The 20,225-nt window shown below is 44.7% G+C and carries 18 protein-coding genes and 2 tRNA genes; 6 read left to right on the top strand and 14 right to left on the bottom strand.

The window, feature by feature from the left end; translation table 11 throughout:
• The 13 genes from COT43_05795 to COT43_05735 form a co-directional block, all read right to left on the bottom strand.
• Positions 1-363 (bottom strand): uridine kinase (locus tag COT43_05795; GenBank protein PIS28789.1); only part of this gene is annotated, 363 nt, incomplete at its 3' end.
• 1 nt (position 364) lies between these two features.
• Positions 365-763 (bottom strand): cytidine deaminase, encoded by a 399-nt coding sequence (cdd, locus tag COT43_05790; protein PIS28788.1) that lies wholly within the window; start codon positions 761-763, stop codon positions 365-367.
• On the bottom strand, positions 736-1,428 hold the full coding sequence (locus COT43_05785; GenBank protein ID PIS28787.1) for a rhomboid family intramembrane serine protease: 693 nt from the start codon (positions 1,426-1,428) through the stop codon (positions 736-738). The genes cdd and COT43_05785 overlap by 28 nt, the downstream gene beginning before the upstream one ends.
• 8 nt (positions 1,429-1,436) lie before the next feature.
• Positions 1,437-3,686 carry a hypothetical protein gene (locus COT43_05780; GenBank protein ID PIS28786.1) on the bottom strand — a complete coding sequence of 750 codons (2,250 nt, stop codon included), beginning with the start codon at positions 3,684-3,686 and terminating at the stop codon, positions 1,437-1,439.
• Between the two features lie 75 nt (positions 3,687-3,761).
• The gene (locus COT43_05775) at positions 3,762-4,592 is read right to left on the bottom strand and encodes a hypothetical protein (GenBank protein ID PIS28785.1); all 831 of its coding nucleotides are present in this window, start codon (positions 4,590-4,592) and stop codon (positions 3,762-3,764) included.
• On the bottom strand, positions 4,589-5,227 hold the full coding sequence (locus COT43_05770; GenBank protein ID PIS28784.1) for a protein-L-isoaspartate O-methyltransferase: 639 nt from the start codon (positions 5,225-5,227) through the stop codon (positions 4,589-4,591). The genes COT43_05775 and COT43_05770 overlap by 4 nt, the downstream gene beginning before the upstream one ends.
• A 38-nt stretch (positions 5,228-5,265) precedes the next feature.
• Positions 5,266-6,081, bottom strand: a complete 816-nt coding sequence (locus COT43_05765) for a hypothetical protein (GenBank protein PIS28783.1) — start codon at positions 6,079-6,081, stop codon at positions 5,266-5,268.
• A 25-nt stretch (positions 6,082-6,106) separates the two neighbouring features.
• A complete protein-coding gene (locus tag COT43_05760) occupies positions 6,107-7,348 on the bottom strand; it encodes a glucose-1-phosphate adenylyltransferase (protein ID PIS28782.1) in 1,242 nt (413 codons plus the stop codon).
• Positions 7,345-7,950, bottom strand: coding sequence for a hypothetical protein (locus tag COT43_05755; protein PIS28781.1), 606 nt, complete (start codon positions 7,948-7,950; stop codon positions 7,345-7,347). The genes COT43_05760 and COT43_05755 overlap by 4 nt, the downstream gene beginning before the upstream one ends.
• 178 nt (positions 7,951-8,128) lie before the next feature.
• Positions 8,129-8,203: transfer RNA gene (locus tag COT43_05750), tRNA-Glu, on the bottom strand.
• 10 nt (positions 8,204-8,213) lie between these two features.
• Positions 8,214-8,287, bottom strand: a tRNA-His gene (locus tag COT43_05745).
• 434 nt (positions 8,288-8,721) lie between these two features.
• The gene (locus COT43_05740) at positions 8,722-9,366 is read right to left on the bottom strand and encodes a hypothetical protein (GenBank protein PIS28780.1); all 645 of its coding nucleotides are present in this window, start codon (positions 9,364-9,366) and stop codon (positions 8,722-8,724) included.
• A gap of 60 nt (positions 9,367-9,426) precedes the next feature.
• The gene (locus COT43_05735) at positions 9,427-10,959 is read right to left on the bottom strand and encodes a hypothetical protein (protein PIS28779.1); all 1,533 of its coding nucleotides are present in this window, start codon (positions 10,957-10,959) and stop codon (positions 9,427-9,429) included.
• Between the two features lie 168 nt (positions 10,960-11,127).
• On the opposite strand from COT43_05735, the gene COT43_05730 reads away from it, so the two are divergent.
• The 4 genes from COT43_05730 to lpxK are packed head-to-tail and all read left to right on the top strand — an operon-like array spanning position 11,128 to position 14,886.
• On the top strand, positions 11,128-12,120 hold the full coding sequence (locus tag COT43_05730) for an oxidoreductase (GenBank protein ID PIS28778.1): 993 nt from the start codon (positions 11,128-11,130) through the stop codon (positions 12,118-12,120).
• Entirely contained in the window at positions 12,120-12,698 is a 579-nt protein-coding gene (locus tag COT43_05725) for an isoprenylcysteine carboxylmethyltransferase family protein (protein PIS28777.1), read from the top strand. The genes COT43_05730 and COT43_05725 overlap by 1 nt, the downstream gene beginning before the upstream one ends.
• A gap of 1 nt (position 12,699) precedes the next feature.
• Complete coding sequence (locus tag COT43_05720) at positions 12,700-13,833, top strand: lipid-A-disaccharide synthase (protein ID PIS28776.1); 1,134 nt, start codon at positions 12,700-12,702, stop codon at positions 13,831-13,833.
• A 12-nt stretch (positions 13,834-13,845) separates the two neighbouring features.
• Positions 13,846-14,886: a tetraacyldisaccharide 4'-kinase gene (lpxK, locus tag COT43_05715; GenBank protein PIS28775.1), complete on the top strand. Its 1,041-nt coding sequence runs from the start codon at positions 13,846-13,848 to the stop codon at positions 14,884-14,886.
• A 29-nt stretch (positions 14,887-14,915) separates the two neighbouring features.
• On the opposite strand, the gene COT43_05710 is transcribed toward lpxK, so the two are convergent.
• Positions 14,916-18,119 (bottom strand): hypothetical protein, encoded by a 3,204-nt coding sequence (locus COT43_05710; protein ID PIS28774.1) that lies wholly within the window; start codon positions 18,117-18,119, stop codon positions 14,916-14,918.
• Positions 18,120-18,409: 290 nt separating this feature from the next.
• Between COT43_05710 and COT43_05705 the strand changes: the two genes are divergently transcribed.
• Together COT43_05705 and COT43_05700 are read left to right on the top strand one after the other, a co-directional pair.
• Positions 18,410-19,627, top strand: a complete 1,218-nt coding sequence (locus COT43_05705) for an acetate kinase (protein PIS28773.1) — start codon at positions 18,410-18,412, stop codon at positions 19,625-19,627.
• A gap of 297 nt (positions 19,628-19,924) precedes the next feature.
• On the top strand, positions 19,925-20,155 hold the full coding sequence (locus COT43_05700) for a hypothetical protein (GenBank protein PIS28772.1): 231 nt from the start codon (positions 19,925-19,927) through the stop codon (positions 20,153-20,155).
• Positions 20,156-20,225: the final 70 nt, after the last annotated feature.

The following is a 20,225-nucleotide window of genomic DNA, read 5'->3' as shown; positions in this document are numbered from 1 at the left end:
CAGGTCCGGGTCAAACAACACCATAATACCTTCGAGGACAATAATTTTCTGCCCGTGGACGGAAATCGTTTCCGCCGACCGAGTGTGGGTTTTATAGTCGTATATGGGAACCTTGACATGTTCGCCGTTTAGGATAGATTTCATCTGATTCTTCAACAGATCGAAGTCATAAGATTCCGGATGGTCAAAATTGTGATGGCTCCGCGCGTCCATTGGAATCTGGCTCAGATCGTGGTAGTAAGAATCCTGTTCGATGATTACGACCTGGCGAGGATCGAAATCCCGGACAATATTTTTGGCCATCGATGTTTTTCCGGAACCGGTTCCGCCCGCCACGCCAATCAAAATTGCATTTTTGTTCATGTCACTTTCTCAATTTATTCTCATCAAAAGGGTCTGGTAATAAAACCGACGAAATATAACACTTTTCTTTTCCATCTGCATCTACTATGTAGATAGGAATTTCTCCGCACAATTCCCAGATGACTTGTCGGCAGGCTCCGCACGGCGTCGCACCATTTTCTGACCAGATGGCTAGTGCGCGGAATTTCCTCGCGCCTTTAGATACTGCCGTGGCGAGTGCGTTCCGTTCGGCGCACATACTAAGGCCATACACGCTCGACTCAACGTTGCAGGCGCTATAAATCACGCCGTCTTCCGTCATCACCGCCGCACCGACTGGATAATGCGAGTACGGCGAAAACGATGCTTTCGCCGCTTCTCGCGCCGCATTTTTTAATAATTCCGATTCAACTGTTTCCATAGCCGCTTCCTTTCATAAGGTTCCATCCATAACAACAATGCGATTCCGCTAATAAATCCTCCTATGTGAGCAAACCATGCGACACCGCCCTGCTGGCGAAAAGTCAACGCTCCGAGTCCATTGCTCAACTGAATCGCAAACCAAATGCCCAGCACGTAGACCGCCGGAATCCAAAATCGCTGAAAAAAAATAATAACCCAAAATAGTATCTGGATTTTGGCGCGTGGATACCGAATCAAATAAGCGCCGAGAATTCCAGAGATTGCTCCGCTGGCTCCGATAATCGGCGCCTCTGACGCCGGATTGAACATCACCTGCGTGAGCGAAGCAATGATTCCACACGCAAAATAGAAAATGAAAAATCTAAAATGCCCCAATGTGCTTTCAATATTATCGCCGAAAATCCATAAATAGAGCATGTTCCCGCCGAGATGCGCAAATCCGCCATGCAGAAATAAAGAGGTAAAAAATGGTATCAAGGATGCCAAAATTCCATTCTGGAAAAGATGCGCCGGAACGACACCCAACCGCCCAAACCACTCTGCATAAGATCCACTCGGTAACGTCGCCTGATAAAAAAATATTAAAAAATTCATCACAATCAAAATATACACAACATACGGTTTTTTTAATCTCAGCGTCGAATCACGGGTTGGAATAAACATATCGGTTATTATCCGGAAATAATGGTGAATTCACTGACCGCTGTCGAAACATTTCCCGCGCGGTCTGTCGCAGTAATTCTAACCTGATGTCTGCCGGGTTTTAACGGTTGACGCAGTTGATAACGCAATGTTTTCTTGATCCCGCAATATTCAGCAAGGACAGGGACCTCGTCCAACCGGACCTGAATGGATAAGTCGTCACGAATTCCCGAAAGCGCATCCGAAACGGACGCTTTGAGCCAATCGACGGACGATGAACGAAACCGACCACCATTCCCCGGAAAAACGTTTTTGATCACGGGAGGTTTCTGATCTTTCATTAAGCAAAAGTCGCTCAACTTTCTCGAATCAGCGCAGATTGCATCGCGCCCACTAATCTGGTTACCTAAAAATAACCACTTTCCATCACGCCAGGAGTAAACGCCGTATTGTTCAATTTTCTCCACGTATGTCTGATACTTGAACTCGACCGATATCGAATCCTGAAGTGGCTCGGTTTCAGGATAAATGCGGTAGATTTTCGAAACTTGATTTCCATTTTTTCCCGGATGCGCCGAAACCGTATCTATCCAGCAAAGCAAAGTGTCATAAACGGAACCGGGGAAGAATGTCGCCTGAAAAAGCGAATCCTGTGAAGTCGCCGATCCGCCCATTTTCGGCTCGATGCATTTCAGACGAACCGGTTTTCTATAAACCGTCATCGGTTCCGATGGAACCCGGATTTCGCAGGCAAGCGCATCTTTCCACATGGCAAATGATGTCGGCGCAGTAGTAAAATCCACAGGCGTCTCTTGATAAAGTTCCACCTGATCAAAATCATTGTTCGATTGCAAAAATAAGGCGGGATATTGACACGGCGCCTGCCGGAATGTCAGATGACAAATGAAACTCCCGGGATATTCGATGTATTGAAAAGATATTTTCGGACTCTCTTCTGAATCTTCCCAAACATTGACAAAAACGTGAAATGTTTCATCGCCAATGCCGATTCGAAGATTTTTCTCTCGCATATTTCCCTTCAAAACCGTCAAAACCACTTGCGTACCGGCAGTATCTGTTCTAACGATTTTCGCAGGCTGAACGGGATTTCCGTATTTCGTCACCCATTGCGCACTCCAGTGGTTATGCGCGATCCACGACGGTTTATCGAATGTAAGTTGAAAACCGCTGTTTGTGTATTTCAATTTTGGATGATCGAGTCTTCGCTGAGGAGCCGACTCAATGACAAAATCTAGCGTTGACGTGTTTCTCCGATGATCGTACACTTCAATCCGGATCGTGTGAAATCCGGGTTGAAATTTTAAAACTCCGGTTCCCGGCGAAAGCCGATAGATCGGAAGCGACTTTGCCAAGGGGTGAATCCACAGCCGATTAAAATTGCCGTTGCCATTTTCAAGGAAATAACTATCTCTATCCAGATCGACCATTCGCGTCTCGCTAAAAGTAAAAAGATCATATTGAACGGCAAATCGAAGACTGTCGTTCACCAACATACGAATGCCGTACGGCGCGTATTTGTTCGGTATGCCTTTTATTGTGTCGAATGTTTTCAGCGCGATTCCGATTCCGCCGGATACGCGAATCGTATCCTTCACAATAAAATTCCGCTTTTCCTTAAAATAGACGGGAAATGTCTTCAGACGCGGACTATTGTCGATTCGTGATTGAACATCCAAAGGAACGACCGCCAATTCCTGAATGGTTGGAATTGTATAATCAACAACCTCAGGAATGAAGTTGAATGGATTCATGGGTCTTTCCTGCGCGTTGCGAATCTCGAAATGCAGGTGTGGCGAAATAGACGCCGTATTTCCGGAAAAAGCAAGCGTATCACCCTTACGAACAGAAATGATATTTTCGCCCGGATAAAGGTCAATCGCATATCGTTTCAGCCTCTGCTGTTCAATTTCCACATAACTGAGAAGCCGTTCGGAAAATTCATCTAAATGTCCGTAAACTGCAAAGTTGCCATCGCGAAGTTTAAGATACACCGCTTTACCAAATCCAACGTGTGAAACGCGCAGACGCCAAATATATCCGTCATCGACTGCAATTACCGGATACCCGGTTGAATGATTCGTTTTAATGTCTATCCCCGAGTGGAAATGCCGATACCGATGTTCTCCGAATGTCGCGCTGATCTGTTTACCGTACGGTAATGGCCAGAGATATGTTTGCCCGTAACTTTGTGAACAGACAACCATCAGAAGAAAAAACGGAATGATATTTTTTATGATCGACACAATTACAAGCGACACGAGCGGAAGTTTACCGCCGATGTATATATATTTCCAAATAAATTTCTTTTATATTTTTAAATTCCTCAGAAGTTCTCATGATGGTTTGGAAGTCCGCTCCGGATTGTAAATGACGGACTTATTTCTACCGGTACGCTTGGCTTCATAAAGAGCGCGATCGGCGGCATCAATCAATGAATGTTTGTCAGGCATCGATTTCGAGTCGTATTGGGCAATACCCAGTGAAACCGTTACCTTTGCTTGATTTTTTTCTTTGGCGACAATCGTTTCAGCAACAACAAGACGAATTTTTTCGGCGACGTAAAAGCCGGCATGAAGTGTCGATTCCGGCAAAAGAATGACAAACTCTTCACCGCCGTAACGAGCATAAATATCATGAACACGCAACTGACTCCGCAAGATTCGCCCAATCGCTTTCAGTACTTCATCGCCGAACAAATGGCCGTACGTGTCGTTGACATTTTTAAACAGGTCAATATCCATCATAATGCAGGATAGATTTTCGTTGTGACGTTTTGTCCGTGAAAATTCCTGCTCCAGCCGGTGCTCGAAGTGTCGCCGGTTTGGGATTTCCGTTAATGCATCTATCGTCGAAATTGTTTCGAGTCGTTGATTGGCTTCAGTAAGTTCTTTTGTGCGCTCATTGACACGGGAATCGAGAAGTATGTTGACAGATTCCATTTTGTCCCTGGCGGATTTCAGTTCCATGATCGCCGTTTCGAGTTGATCATTCTTTGATTCGATCTGATTCCAGAGGTTATCCAGAAGTGTCGCAAGGCGTCGGATCGTTTCCGGATTTCCCACGCGCATAAATGGGACAAATTCGTCCCCAAAATACCGACCTCCGGCAACTTTTTCCAGAACACTCACCAAATCTGATAATATCTCGGTCGGATTTTCTTTCATATTGCCCCTTTCTTTTTGGACAGGCGTTTTGAGGAGTTTTTAACTAAAGGAACAAAACGCACCGGCAGAATTTTTTCTTTCCGTATACCATCTTTTTCTTTTTGAACAAGCACCAAATATTGTGTCCAGTCGCGATTGCCAACGGGAATGATCATTCTCCCACCAATCGCCAATTGTCTTATCAGTTCCTCTGGAATATCTTCGCTCGCCGCCGTAACGATGATATGTGAAAATGGCGCATGTTCACGCCAACCATCACGCCCATCGCCACGCCGGATAAAAACATTTTTTACCCCGATGTTTTTCAAGATGATTTCGGCTTTTTTTGCAAGAGTTTCGAGAAATTCGATCGTATAGACTTCGCGTGCTATTTTCGATAATACTGCCGCCTGATAGCCGCTTCCGGTACCGATTTCCAATACGCGCGATTCCGGTGAAAGCCGAAGGGCTTGCGTCATAAACGCGACGACATACGGCTGAGAAATCGTCTGCCCCAACCCTATCGGAAGCGGTTGATCAGAATAGGCAAGTTCGGCATATTTTGGACTAACGAAAGCATGGCGCGGAATGGATCGCATCGCAGAAACAACCACGGGATCCTGAATATCACGCGAAAGAAGTTGCTCCCTGACCATTTCCTCCGCATCTTTGGACTCAGTATAAAACACGATTTCTATAAGTTATTTTGAGGGATTGAGCGGAATAACTGCTCAATATCCTCGATCGATTCGATCTTAATGTTTTTCAAATAATCTAGATGAATAGTTTTGAACATAGACAAAATCGAGATGCCGTCAGTGTATTCGGTTAGCGTCTGCGGAATATGCATCATTTTTAGGATGAGAAACTGGACAATCAAGTCACGATCGTTTCTCTCGAGCTGATTAATCGTCATTCCGGAATCTCTCAGACTTTGTCGTTCGTCCGGCAATTGTTTATCCAGATCAATGGTCAGGATATACGGGTGGATTTCCGCCAGATTGGATTTGATCCAATCGATCCCGGTATGCCATAGTCGTCGGAAATATTCCTCATAAGCAGTTTCGCCAATTTCGTTTGTAAAATATTCACGCAATCCTTCAATCTTGTTCTTCTTGTGAATATCCCACTTGTGAAAATAATTCCGAAATAAAAAATATCCGTAGTTCGTTTTCAGGTGGTTTGCGTGAACGAAAAACGACCGGACATCATATTTCATGCGGTTGATCTGGTTGCGAACTTCTGCTGGAAAAAGATTGAAAACTGGAGATTGTTTTTCCGTGTGGGTTTTGAGATATTTCGGTGGAATCTGAATCTCATCTAGCCGCAGTGAATAAGATTTGTCGATGCCGTGAAAATTCAAATCGATCAGCGCACCGAAGTCGGACAGTCGGACAAAATTTTCCAGAGCCTGATCGAAATCCGGGAGCGTCGTGATGGAAGGCAAAAAAGCATCCTCGAAAAGTTCTGGAAAAAGGACAGTCTGTTTGGGGTTGAAGACTTTTGCCATGAACTCTTTCCTTATTTATCCTTGTCTATATTACCGTGCCGTCGGGAATGACTGAATTCTTAGGAATTACGACGATTCCGTCGCGGATGGAATAGGTCGGAAATTCCGCTTCCCGGACATTTTTTTCATTGATGATGCGAACGTTTTTGCCGATGCGCGCGTTTTTATCAATAATAGCGTTCCGAATGATACAATTCTCGCCAATTCCGATCGGCGGCAAGGTACTTGAAGATTCGAATCTGTAATAATCAGCACCCATGATGACGCAGTTTTCAATATGGCTACCGGAGGCAATTCGGGTGCGAATTCCGATCACCGCCTGACGAATTTCACTGTCTCGGAGAATACTTCCTTCACCGATAAGCGTACAGTAAAGATTGCAATTCTCAACGCGGGAGCAAGGAAGGGCGCGGGCATGCGTGTAGATCGGCGCCGCTTCGTTATACAAATCAAACGGCGGATTTGGCAACGCCATCTCCAGATTCGCCTGAAAGAAGGAATCCATCGTTCCAATGTCCTTCCAGTAACCGTCGAACAGATGCGCTTGGGCACGATAATTCCCGATTGAAGCCGGAATGATATGCCTGCCAAAGTCATCGCTCGGATTTTCTTCGAGAATCTTCAGCAACGTTTCCGTATTGAAAATGTAAATCCCCATTGATGCCAAAAAAGGTGTTTCCTTCGGCAAGCCCGGTGACCTGAATGACTCCAGTGCATCGCCTTTTGGTTTCTCGATAAATCTCAGGATGCGATTGCCTTCATCCGTCTGAAGAATACCAAAATCGCTCGCGTCCTGAGACGTGACCGGTTTGACCGAAATCGTAAAATCGGCACCGCTTTCAATATGGGTATTCAAAAATTCACGATAATCCATACGATATAAATGATCTCCGGAAAGGATGATTGTGTATTTCGTATTTTCTTCGACAATGTAGGAAATATTTTGTCGCACCGCATCCGCCGTTCCCTGATACCACTCGGTATGTTCCAATGTCTGTTGCGCCGCCAGAATATCGACGAATCCACCGTAAAAATGCCCCAGACGATAAGTGCTATAAATATGCCTGTGCAACGAATGCGTATTAAATTGCGTCAGAATAAAAATGCTATTGATATGACTGTTAAGACAGTTACTAATCGCAACATCGATAATCCTGAACTTCCCGCCGAACGGAACAGCCGGTTTGGCGCGGTACTTAGTCAACGGATAAAGGCGCGTTCCTTTGCCGCCTCCTAAAATTACTGCCAGAATTCCGTCTTTTTTCATAGTGGCATCATCATTTTAAATTGAATTAAAGTTAAAACAAATCCCAGAACAAAACCCGTGATGACCTGCATGGGCGTATGCGCCTTCAAGGAAACGCGGGAATATGTGATTAACGGTAGCAACAAAAGAAACCAGTAAATGTATGGAGATATGAGATAACCCAGACAAGCGACCGGCCCGCCAATCGCCATACCATGAACGCTGACTTTCCAATAATAGGTGATGATAATGGCGATTAGTGTATTGAACAGATACACCCACATTAAAATTAAAATCGGCTTCGGTGCTTCGAAGAACCAAAGCGCAACCAGTGCGAGAAAATAGTTCAATACACCCTGGATGAAAGGTATTGAGCGCCGTTCGCGTTCCGGAATGTCCAGACTCGCGGTCTTTCCCTTTTTCTTCATCCAAACGACCTGAATGAATGGCAGAAGCACCGTCGAGATGATAATGATTCCGAAGTAAATCCAGGTCCAACTCGAAACTGGCTGACTTGAAAATAAAACAATTCCGAAAGTCAAAATCACCATGACGAACGGGTGAAGAAAAATGGAAATGACTTGAGGGGCGCGTTGAGATTCCGGAAAATGGACGGGATTCATGATTCCTTCGGGTTGTTGACAGACTCGCTTATACATAAACGGCTAATATTCATTTCTTCGAGATAATACACTCTTTTTCTAATTTTTTCAACTATTAATTCACAATATTAGGACTACTAAGCCACAGAAATGTTGAAAATCTGTGCAAATTTAAACGATTTGAAATGATTTTACGGATTTGTAGCGCTACGGAGAATTGAACTCCGGTTACCACATTGAAAGCGTGATGTCCTAACCACTAGACGATAGCGCCATAAAAAACGGGTGAGTGACGGGAGTTGAACCCGCGGCCAACAGGGCCACAACCTGCCGCTCTACCAAACTGAGCTACACCCACCATGAATCGCTCCTATAAGGGATGCCGAATTCGAGAGTCGCGTCCCCCGAAGGTCGATATTCTCACTCTTAAAAAAGCCGTTAAATTTAATGAATTTACTTACTGAAAGTCAACTATCAGCACAAATCTCAAAATATTTATATCTTAAAATCCGAATCGGCGTCAAGACACAATTGCCAATTCGCTATTCATATTAGGTAACGTTTCCTCTCATCTTACTTGATGTGTTTTTGACTGATTGATATTTTGAAATGTCTCCAGAATATACTGCACTCAAATACTCTACAAATCCAAAATAGACCGATTTGCATACTTCGATTTCTATCAGGAGAAAAGTTTATATAAAACCTTTTCCGCCATTCGTGTCATTAACTTTCAGAAAAATCTCTATTAAAAAATTGGGGGGCTTACTTGCCCGTTGGATGACGCCTCGATTATAAATACCATTTGACGCCAAGCGTTGGCAGAATGAATAATCTATCAGCCTCGAAGGCATCTTTCTTCGTATAGCCGCCGTTGAAATTCCGGCTGATTTCGATCTCACCGCCGATCAAAATATTATTCGTGATCTTATACCAGAATTGCGGTTCGCTGAGGAAGACAATCTTTTTCGATGGAAAACCTTCCGAACCGGTATTCCAGACATCGATAAAACCGGAGATTTCGACTTTTTTAAAATTATAAAACCAGACGGTCGTCAACTGAAAAGTCAATCCTTGGGTATTGAATTCTTTTCGGATCAGAAAATCGACCAGCAGGCTGAATTTCTTCCCGCCTACGACATATTGAACGCCACCCAACCAAACCGGATTGAACGAATATTCGTTCGTTAGACCATCGTTGTACTGAATCGTCGCCGCGAGTTTTGGAACGGCCGGAATTGTAAAATATCGCGCAATTTCCCAGTAGCTCATCGACGCATTCTGTACGTCTCCTTGGTTTTCGTAATTGAAATCTATAAATGTGAATAACGAACCGAGTTTATCCGGTTTGAAAATTTCCACCGTTGTTGTAAAACACTCGCGCCGCAAATCATAATTCAACTGAATATTTTGCGCAATAAGCGCCGTCGCGAACATTACAACACTCACAAGGAGAAATGCAATTTTTTTCGTAGTCCACCACTACTATATAATGATTCAGTTCGTTCCGGCTTGATTGACAATTCTCCCGTCAATTTCATATTGGATAACCGGTTTATTTTGGACGGCTTCGATCAAAATATCGCGTCCGATAATCGGCGTATGACGAATGTTCACATCATCCGGCTTTAATCCAAAAAATCGCTCGAATTGTCCAATGATGAAGTTGTTGGTCGCAATCGTATAAATTTTCGTCGGATCAATCGGCTTCCTGTTTACTTCCGCTGAAATCAGAAGCTTTTTCTGGCTGTTATATACGTATCGCAATCCTGAAACCTGAATAAAATCTCGCGGATTCTTGATGCGCCATTGAAGAAGTTTCGTGAGTTGTTCACCGGTCAGGCTGATGATTTCGACGGAATTGTCAAATGGAGAAATTTCCCACAAGTCACGAACCGCAATGGGTCCGGCATTCAATCCTTTGCGAATACCACCGCTGTTCATCATTGCAATATCCGTCTTGAAATAGTCGCGGGTAACATCACAGATCCAACTACCGATATTCGATTCGCCACGATCGTTACGTTTCCAAGAGACTTTCAAATCCCCAATAATGCGGTCTATTTCCGCGCGTATATTCGATTCCAAAGAATCCACAACATGCGCTACCGCCGGAGAAGTTGTTACACCACCGAGTCGTGTTTCAATCAGTTGGTAATCATAAGAGACGATGCTTTTTCGGGCTTTGTCCACTTTCGCATTCAACAAACCGACATACCGACCATTCGACCCAGCCTGACAGATCAGAATGTTGTTAACGACGACTGGTTTTCGGATCGTTGTGTGCGAATGCCCTCCGATAATTAAATCCACCTCGGAAAGTTCCTTCGCGATCAACGAATCGTAATCGTAACCATTATGGCTCAGTACGACGATCAAATCGGTCCGATCATTCAGTTCGCGGACATATTTCATCACTTCCGTAGCGGGATCGAGCACGCCGATTCCGCTGACACTTTCTGGAAGTGTGCTTTGCTTCAAGGCTTTCAGTACAAAACCGATGACCGCAATTTTCAAATTTCCCGACTGAACGATGATATACGGCTCGGTGAGCAATCCTTTCTTCGTAGAATCATACAAATTGCATGAAATGAGCGGAAATTTTGCCGCCGATATGGCATTTCTCAGGTTCACCGGACCGTAATCGAACTCATGATTTCCAATCGTCATCGCAGTCGGAATGATGCGGTTGAGTATCAAAATCTGGGACATACCTTTGGTCAGCGAAGAAACGGGCGAGCCTTGAAATTCGTCGCCGGCATTTAAGGTTAACGCACCCGGATAAACCCGCCTTAGCGAATCGATATAGCCGGCGACGTTGGCATAACCGCCGACGTAAGTTCCTTTCGGAACGCCGTATGTCGGTTCAAAAGGTATATTCGAACTATGAAAATCATTCCAGTGAATAATGACTGTCGAATCGACTTGACCATTCGACGATTGAGCGGAAACCAGCGTCGTCCAAACAACGAATAAAAGAACCCTAAACAACAATGAACTTAAGACTGAAGAAGACCTGACGATTTTCAACCTGTTTCTCCCTTCTTTATCAATTTTTCAATTTTCAACGCATGAGAATTTGTTCAAACGGACAAGTAAAAACAAGAAAAATTAAAATTTTCACTTTGTTATCCGAGTCCATTTCTTTATCATTTAGAGATTTTTACCTGTTTCAAATTGATAGCATAGGATAGAAAAATGATCAGAATGGGCGTCATCGGCGCCGGACATCTCGGTAAATGGCATCTCCAAAACATCCAAAATATACCTGATGCAAAATTGATTGGCTTTTACGATGCCGATCCGACGAGATCGAGACTTGCCGCCAGCGAAACCGGAGCCGCTTCATTTTCATCTATAGCACAACTGCTCCAGGAAATCGACGCAGTTTCGATCGTCGTCCCAACCATTTTTCACTATGAAACCGCACTTGCCGCCATTCGTAAAGGCGTTCACATTTTTTGCGAAAAACCATTTATGCTAACAGTCGAACAAGCAGACGAGGTGATCCAAAACGCCCAAATGAAAAACCTCATCGTACAGGTCGGTCATATCGAGCGATTTAATCCGGCTTTCACGGCTTTAAAAAGTTACTCGATTCGACCACTGTTCATTGAATCGCACAGGCTTTCACCCTTCAATCCGCGCGGCACAGATGTTTCGGTCGTTTTAGACCTGATGATTCACGACATTGATATCGCTCTGTCGCTCGTCGATTCACCCACCAGATCGATCCACGCTTCAGGCGCTTCTTTTTTAACTAAAAGCATCGACATTGCCAACGCTCAGATTCAGTTTAAAAACGGTTGTATCGCAATTCTGACAGCCAGCCGCATCTCGGACGAATCTGCCCGGAAAATGCAAATCTTTCAGGATAAAACCCTTATCACGGTGGATTTTCTGAACAAATTCTCTGAAATTTGCTGGCAGGCGGACAATTTCAATACTATTCCACCTGATACGACTTCGGCTCCCATTACTGACGCATCCGGCAATATTTTAAAAACTATCTTCCGCACAAAATTTACGCCAGAGAAATCCAATGCGCTTTTCGACGAACTTACCGCTTTTGTCTCCGCAATCCAAAACGGAACGCCGCCATTAGTGACAGGCAAAGACGGCCGAAAAGCGCTTGACATCGCGCTGAAGATTGAACAAAAAATTCAATCAACCTTAAGGAGTTTTAAATAATGGATGTTCGGAAATTTTTCTTTCGCTCTCGCGGTTTTACGCCGATTCCTTTCGTACTGATTCTCATTTTTCAATCTGATTTACAGTTTTGGTCAATGTTCGTCGGAGGCATTTTCGCTCTGACCGGCGAGTGGATTCGGGTGAACGGCGTACGCGCGGCGGGCGGTAGAACCCGGACTCGCAACGTCGGCGCCAAGGAACTCTGTACGTGGGGATTTTTTTCGTATGTGCGAAACCCGCTGTACCTCGGGAATATTTTGATTTATACCGGAATGACGCTCTTTGCGGGCGGTGAATGGCTGGTGCAATTGCTCGTCTTCGGAATGGCATTTTTTATCACACAATATACCCTGATCATATCTCTGGAAGAGGAAACATTAAGAGACATTTTTGGAAACACCTATCGTGAATATTGCGCCAACGTGCCTCGACTTTTCCCGCGTTCCAAACCATGGAAAAAACATCAGGACATCAAATTCCTCACCTGGAAAAAAGTGCTGAAAACCGAAAAAACGACGCTGATGGTTTTCGGCGTTTTTCTGCTCGCGGTCGTTCTCAAACATTTCTTGTTTGTCTGATATGCCAAAAATTTTCATATCTGCCGGTGAACTGTCAGGCGACATGCACGCCGGTCTGGTTATTTCCGAGATTATTCGTCGACGCCCAGATATTAACATTTCCGCCATTGGTGGAGACAATATGGCTAACGCCGGTGCGAAACTTTTATTTCACATCCGCGACACTTCATTCATGGGATTTACGGAAGTCGTCAAACATTTGCCTTTTATTCTAAATTTGTTCAGACAAACCGTTCGCCACCTTCGGGAAACGCAACCGGATTTAGTCGTTCTTGTCGATTATCCCGGTTTCAACCTCAAATTGGCGAAAGCCGCCGCCAAACTCGGCATTCCCGTCGTTTATTACATCAGCCCAACAGTTTGGGCTTGGCATCAGTCGCGTGTCAAAATCATCCGGAAGTATACGAAGCAAGTCCTTTGTATTTTGCCATTCGAAGAAGATTGGTATCGGGCACATCATGTTTCCGCAAAATTTGTCGGACATCCGCTTCTCGACCGGATAAAAATCTCAACGGAACCGATTATCAATGAAACCGAACCTTACAACATAACTGATCCAATCCGTATCAACCTTTTTCCGGGCAGTCGAAAGCAGGAAGTCGAACGACTTTTACCTACTATGATCGACGCCGTTCGCCAATTACGCCAAATTTATCCAAACCTCATCGCATCGGTTTCCGTTGCACCGCAGATTCAAAGCCAACCACTACGCGAGCGGTTCCCAGACGACCAAATCGAGTGGATTTCCGGTAAAAACGAAGAATTAATGCGGAACGCAGATGTTCTGATTATCACATCAGGAACCGCTACACTTGAGGCAACATTTTTCGGTACGCCTATGGTTGTCGTCTATAAAATGTCTCCGCTCAACTATCGACTTGGAAAATTGCTCGTCCACGTATGGTCAATCACTATCGCCAATCTCGTTGCAGGGAAACGAATCATTCAGGAATTGGTGCAAGCCGAGGCGTCTCCCCAAAAAATCGCTATCGAGGTTCACAGATTGTTAGCCGACATTGACTACCGAAATGCCATGCGCCATTCCCTGCAGGAAGTGTCAGAGCGGATGGGAAAACCGGGCGCGTCAGCCCAGGCGGCGGAAGCAATCCTCTCATTTTTACCCAACAGCAGATAAATTATAGAGAAGATGCAACGAATCGTCCAAAAAATCGCGTTTTACCCGTTCTCTCTTATATATTCAGGTGTCATGTCACTCCGCAATTGGATGTTCGATCGGGAAATTCCCCACGCGACTGCGTTTTCGGTTTCCGTTATTTCAGTTGGAAATATCACTGCTGGCGGAACGGGAAAGACGCCATTTGTCATCGCGTTGACACAATTGCTAACAAAAAACGGGCACCGGGTTGGTGTTATATCCCGCGGTTATGGACGTAAAAGCAAAATGCAGGAAATCGTCGCACCAACGGAAAAATCATCGATGAATCCGGATTTTTCCGGAGACGAACCATTTTTAATTGCACAAAAATGCCCCGGCGCTGTTGTCATTGTGGATGCGGATCGCGTCAAAGCCGCAGAAACCGCTGTTCGGCAATTTTCCTGTTCCGTTCTGGTTGCAGACGATGCGTTCCAGCACCGGCATCTTCATCGGGATTTGGACATCGTTTTATGGGATGGATTCGACGTGCCACAAAGATCTGCGGTCATTCCCGCCGGACGTCTTCGGGAAAAAATGAGTGGCATTCGACGCGCTTCGATGCTGGTTTTTACAAAAAATCAAAATGTGCCGGAAAGTTCGCACAACTTTCTTCGAAAGATCGCGCCGAACGTTCCTCAATTCACCGCGCCTCTGACTATTGAGAAAATCTATCGATTCAACAATCGCTCAGAAGTCGATCACCTCAATCTCAACAACAAAACCGTTCTGGCTTTCTGCGGAATTGGCAACCCTGAACAGTTTTTCCAAACGATTGACAGTTTTCATCCGAAAGTCACGATTCAGAGATCGTTTGGCGATCATTTTCGGTATCAATCCCGGACAATCGCCGCTCTGCTCGACCAATTTCATCGTGAACGTTGCGACTACCTGATCACCACCGAAAAAGACGCAGTCAACCTTACTTCGGTTTCGCCGAAAATTCCCAACCTGCTCATTCTCGAAATCGGTCTGGATATAAATGAAGTGGCATCGGAAATTCTCAGTCGAATCCCGACGCCGAAAAATAAATAATATCCGCTACTTTTTCTATTAGCGAGTAATCAGATAATCAGATAGATGACTCCGATGAGAGCGGCGATGGATATGCCGTTCCAGAAAAAGGAGAATTTCCGCCCAGATGGATTCTGAAAAACGTGTATCTGAAATTCCTGCAATGTGCTCCACCCGTGCGAATCTACAATCTCTAAGACTACGTCGTTGACGCCTTTTTGCGTCTTTTTCGGTGTCCATACCAGCATGCGCGAATCCGGATCGAAAGTTGCCGTCTTGGGAAGTCGAATGGCTTTAAAAACCATCGCGTCGCCATTCGGATCTTCCGCTTCCAGCAAATATTCATATTTCATTCCGGTTAACGCGACCGGTTTGGGAACAGACAGAATTCGCGGTTTAATATTGACGAAGATGGTCGCTTTCTGAATGTCTTTCGCGATACCGTCCGAGACGCGGATCGAAAAAGAATGCCGATTGATTTGCACTTCCGTCGGACGCCACGAAATTACGCCCTGCGGCGAAATAACCATTCCATCCGGAGCTTTAATCAATTCATACGTTAATTTAGCGTCGGTATTCAGATCGGTTACTTTCGTTTCATACTGCCATAAACCGTTGACATAAGCGATTGTATCGGGCGTCGAAATGATATTGGGCGGATAATTCACATAAATCTGAGCGTTTTCTTCTGCCGAGAAATATCCATCGGAGACGGAATAAGAAAGCGACTGAAAATCGAACTGGTATTTGGCGGGTTTCCAATCGATAAGTCCTTGGTCATTCATTTTTAGTCCGTTTGGCGATTCCTTCATCGTGAAAGTGTACCAGCATCGACGAACCGGCGGCGCATATTTGGGGGTACTCATGTTCAACGCATTGAAGAAAGAACCGATAATCTCGGCGGCTGTCGGCGTTTTTCCTAAAGCAATTTGAAAAACGAATACCAATTTATTCTGATCTTCAAACACATCGAGAATAGAACCGGATGCAGATTTATTCGGAGCCGATTCCGCCAGAAAAGACTTTTTGTAACGCACGATCAGTTTGCTCAAATTTCCTCGAACGGCGTCATCCAAAATCGCTGTTTCATAAATTCCCGTCGTTTTCCAATCCGTAATGCGCGGCGAAACGCTATACCACGGAATAAAAAATCCTTTGTTGTTATCCTTGATCGTCGGCTGATAGGAATATGGCTTTCCAATGGCGGTCATATTCGGGGCGACTGATTCAATGCTGACAGGATGATTGATGAATAACGCAAAATCCATTCGCGCGGCATCGTAACCGTCCGAAACTTCAACGGCAAAATCATACCAGTCTGCCTGATCGAACGACGGTTTCCAAACGATTTCGCCGTCCTGATTGATGATGGCGCCGGCAGGACTTGAAATAAACCGCAAGGTTAATTGTGCGTTCGTATTGTCGTCCTTCGATTCGATTTTACTGCGAAACGTCTCGCCAATCTGAACAATTTCCCGGATCGGAAGCGCTGCCGTGATCATCGGTTTTGCGTTGACGTAAACGGTGAAACTTTGGCTGACTTTTTTACTTCCCCACGAGAATTGTGCGGAAATCTTATGCAAGCCCAATTGTGAATCGGCAGGAACCCATGTGAAAGCGCGGTTTCCAAGGTCGAATTTCATTCCCAGCGGCATTTGGATATTCATAGTCAGATCGGTAACATCACTGAGCGATAAACCCGAAATCGTGATCGTGTTTTGAACCACTTCGCCGGGGTGAACGACAAAGTCCGGCTTGACTGTTTCTTTCCGTTGAACAGCCATAGATGTACTGCCCCGATTCGGCAACGGCGCGAGACCGATTTCTTCACCCTCAATACCTTGAAATTTAATCGTCAATCGCTCTGCTTCCGAGACCGGAGTGGTAATTAGCACTTGAGCAGAGGTGTCTTTTTTCGCGAGAACAAAATCGATCTCACCCAGTACTTCGTCAACGATTCCAGTTTCGGCAATCGGCGACAAATCTTTGATCGCCCAGTAGAACAAACCGTGCTGATTCAAATTCGGATGAATGTAGGGAACGACGATCGAACCGGTCGCTTTTCCCGCCGAAGACAAAACCGGCACAATTGTCAGGTAACGCACGTCGTTAACCTGTGGATCGGAAATATTTTTAGCATCATAGGAAGCCAAATCGGTGACTGAACCCGAAACATTAAACTCGAACTCATTCATTCCAGACTTCGGAAATTGCTGAAACAGAATCTGATCGAGTCCATTGGAGTTTAGATCCATGATGGCGGCAGTTGTCAATTTGAATTCCTTCGGAAAAAGGAGATTGGCTTTGAGCACATCATCTTCTACGTACAGCAACTGCGCGCCGCCGTTTTTTAACGGAATGAGCACTTCGTCAAAACCATCTCCGTCCAGATCGCCCCATACAATCTTTGAAAGATCAACTTCACTTCGATCAATGTTCATGAACGTGTAAGAATAATCCGGCGCCGATCTGAAATCATAACGATAAACTTCAACTTCGAGATCTTTCTTGCCACCGAATATCAGCAAATCTTCTCCGGGGAACGTGTCCAACTCCGTCGAAACGGCGCGGAATTGCAAAAAGCCGAGTAGAACTTTCAGACTGGAAGATTGAAATATAACTTGCACATTATTTTGCGAAACCTGACCGTTGAAACCGATGATTGTGATACCCCTGCATGGTCCGACAGACGAAACGATAAGGTCGCTTTTCTGGTCACCGTTCATATCGCCTGCATCGATAAAAAGTGGTCGCGGGCGCACGGACTGGTTTTCTGCAATATTTATAATTGCAGTCGGTTCTTTGGCAAAACCATCAGCGTATTTGAAAATGAGTAACGACCCCGGACTTTTTCCTGAAATGATTTCCGAAATACTGATGACCGCTGATATTTCTGGAGAACCGTCGCCATCTAAATCGCTCACGACGATATCGGTAAAATCACCGTTCAGATTTTCGGGAATCGCGAATTTCCATAGTATATTCAAATCTCCAGAAACCGTCGACTCAAGATGCACAAGATAAGTCGAACGCGGCACCTGATTACCCTTAGCATCGATTTGCGACGCGATGCCGATTATATCGAAAAAGTCGTCGTTGTCAAAGTTAAAAACACCGGCCGTTTTCGTTAAAATCGTGTTATTTTGGGCAAATGGAAATATATCCGGTTCGCGTATCTGAGACCAACTCGAGGCGGAAAGCATTAAAAAAATGATTCCGGCTAAGACGAAATGGAAGAGGCTTTTTACTTTCATAATTCGTATCCAGGTCTTTTCATATTTTTACATTGTTCCAATTCTACATGGAATATATTCGCCTCTCGTCTAAAAATCAAGCAAAAATTCCGCAACCCAACTTCCAATTAAGTTGAAAGGTCGAACCTTACATACTACTTTTAAAGAGACTTTTGAATTTTCAGACACAGAAAGTTACCGTTTGAAATGCGATTAAAAATCCTTAAAATCCCCCGTTTTTGATTCGAGCGATTTCGCAAATTTTATTTCTCATCCGTTTTAACAAATTTAACTGCCTTTAAAGGTCACAAATGAAAGTTTTGACAATCAATTCCGGAAGTTCATCGGTCAAATATCAGATGATCGATACACACACCCAACAAGTGCTCTGCCGCGGACTCGTTGAACGCATCGGTATCAGCGGAACTTGCATGTCGCATACGCGCGCCGATGGACATAAAACGAAAATCTCCAATAATATTACCAACCACCAGACAGCCATCGAAGCGATTCTGAGAATACTCGTTGATTCTGAGTATGGCGTCATCGGCAATTTGAACGAAATCGACGCAGTCGGGCACCGTCTGGTTCACGCCGGAGAAAAATTCAAGGAATCCGTTTTAATCAACAACGAGGTTCGTGACAAACTATACGAATGTATCGAATATGCACCGCTTCATAATCCGCCAAACATCAAAGGAATCGAAGCCGCGTTGGAAAATCTGCCTAATACACCGAACGTCGGCGTTTTCGATACGACTTTTCATAACGCCATGCCGGACTATGCTTTCATTTACGGAATTCCCTATAAATACTACAAACAGCAGGGAATTCGCCGGTACGGATTTCACGGATCGTCTCATTCTTCCGTTTCCAGACGCGCCGCCGAAATCGTTGGCAAAAATTACCGCGATCTAAAAATCATCACCTGTCATCTCGGAAACGGAAGCAGTATCGCCGCCATTAACGGCGGAATTTCCGTGGATACGTCGATGGGATTTACTCCGCTGGAAGGCGTTGTCATGGGTACACGATGCGGCGACATCGATCCGGGGCTGATTTTCGCCATCGCCTCGCGTGAAAACTTTACACTCGAGGAAGCGAGTTCATTTTTCAATAAACAGTGCGGCATTCAGGGCATCTCCGGTCTCACCAGCGATATGCGTGAAATCGAAGCCGCCGCCGAAGCAGGTAATTATCAGGCTCAGTTAGCGTTGAACGTTCTCTGTTACCGAATTAAAAAATATATCGCCTCTTATATTGGCGTTTTGAATGGTGTTGACATTATCGTTTTTACCGGAGGAATCGGCGAAAATTCACATATCGTCCGAAGTCAATCGATGAAAAACCTGGATCAGTTAGGAATCGAATTGGATGAGGCTAAAAACCGTACGATTCGTTCAACGGAAAGCACAATCAGTTCGGAAAAATCCCGCGTCCGCGTCATGGTAATTCCAACCAATGAGGAATTGGTCATCGCCATGGAAACCGAACGAATCGTCAGCCAACACTATGGCGTCCAAGAATAAAAGCACTTGTTTTACGATCATTTCTTTAATTCTTTTTTCAGAACATTTTTCAATGCCCGAGCAAGATTCGCGACCATAAACGGTTTTTCGACGACGTCGTCAAAGCCATAATCTGAAAAATGAGACATGAAAAGACTTGTTTTTAATACGTTAATAAATCCAAAACACATGAATAACCAGCCTATATCTGAAAATATTTTTCGTTCCGACGGAAGAAACTCTTGACATTTATAATTTTGTCTATTAACATTTAGACAATGAATGAAGTCTGCAGTTAATCAACAAGGAGGTTTTATCATGGCAGAAAAAGTTAAAAATTGTGGCGTCAAGAAGGAAAAGGGTTACCTTTACTACCTTGACAAGAATGGAGATGTGGCTCGTTCGAAAATGGCTCGCGGCGGTGAAAAAGGTGGCGGCGCAGTCGTTATGGCTAAATGTGGCGTGAAAAGAGAGAAAGGTTATCTCTATTTCGTGGACAAAGTCGGCGACGTTTCCCGTGCGAAAATGGCTCGCGGAAGAAAAGGCTAATCCTCTTTCTATACCGACTATTTTCTTTTTTAAAAATGTTCAAAGACTCCGTTGTTCAACGGAGTCTTTT

The organism is Candidatus Marinimicrobia bacterium CG08_land_8_20_14_0_20_45_22, assembly GCA_002774355.1.
GTDB lineage: Bacteria > Fidelibacterota > UBA2242 > UBA2242 > UBA2242 > 0-14-0-20-45-22.
This window is presented reverse-complemented; position numbering and strand designations above follow the sequence as displayed.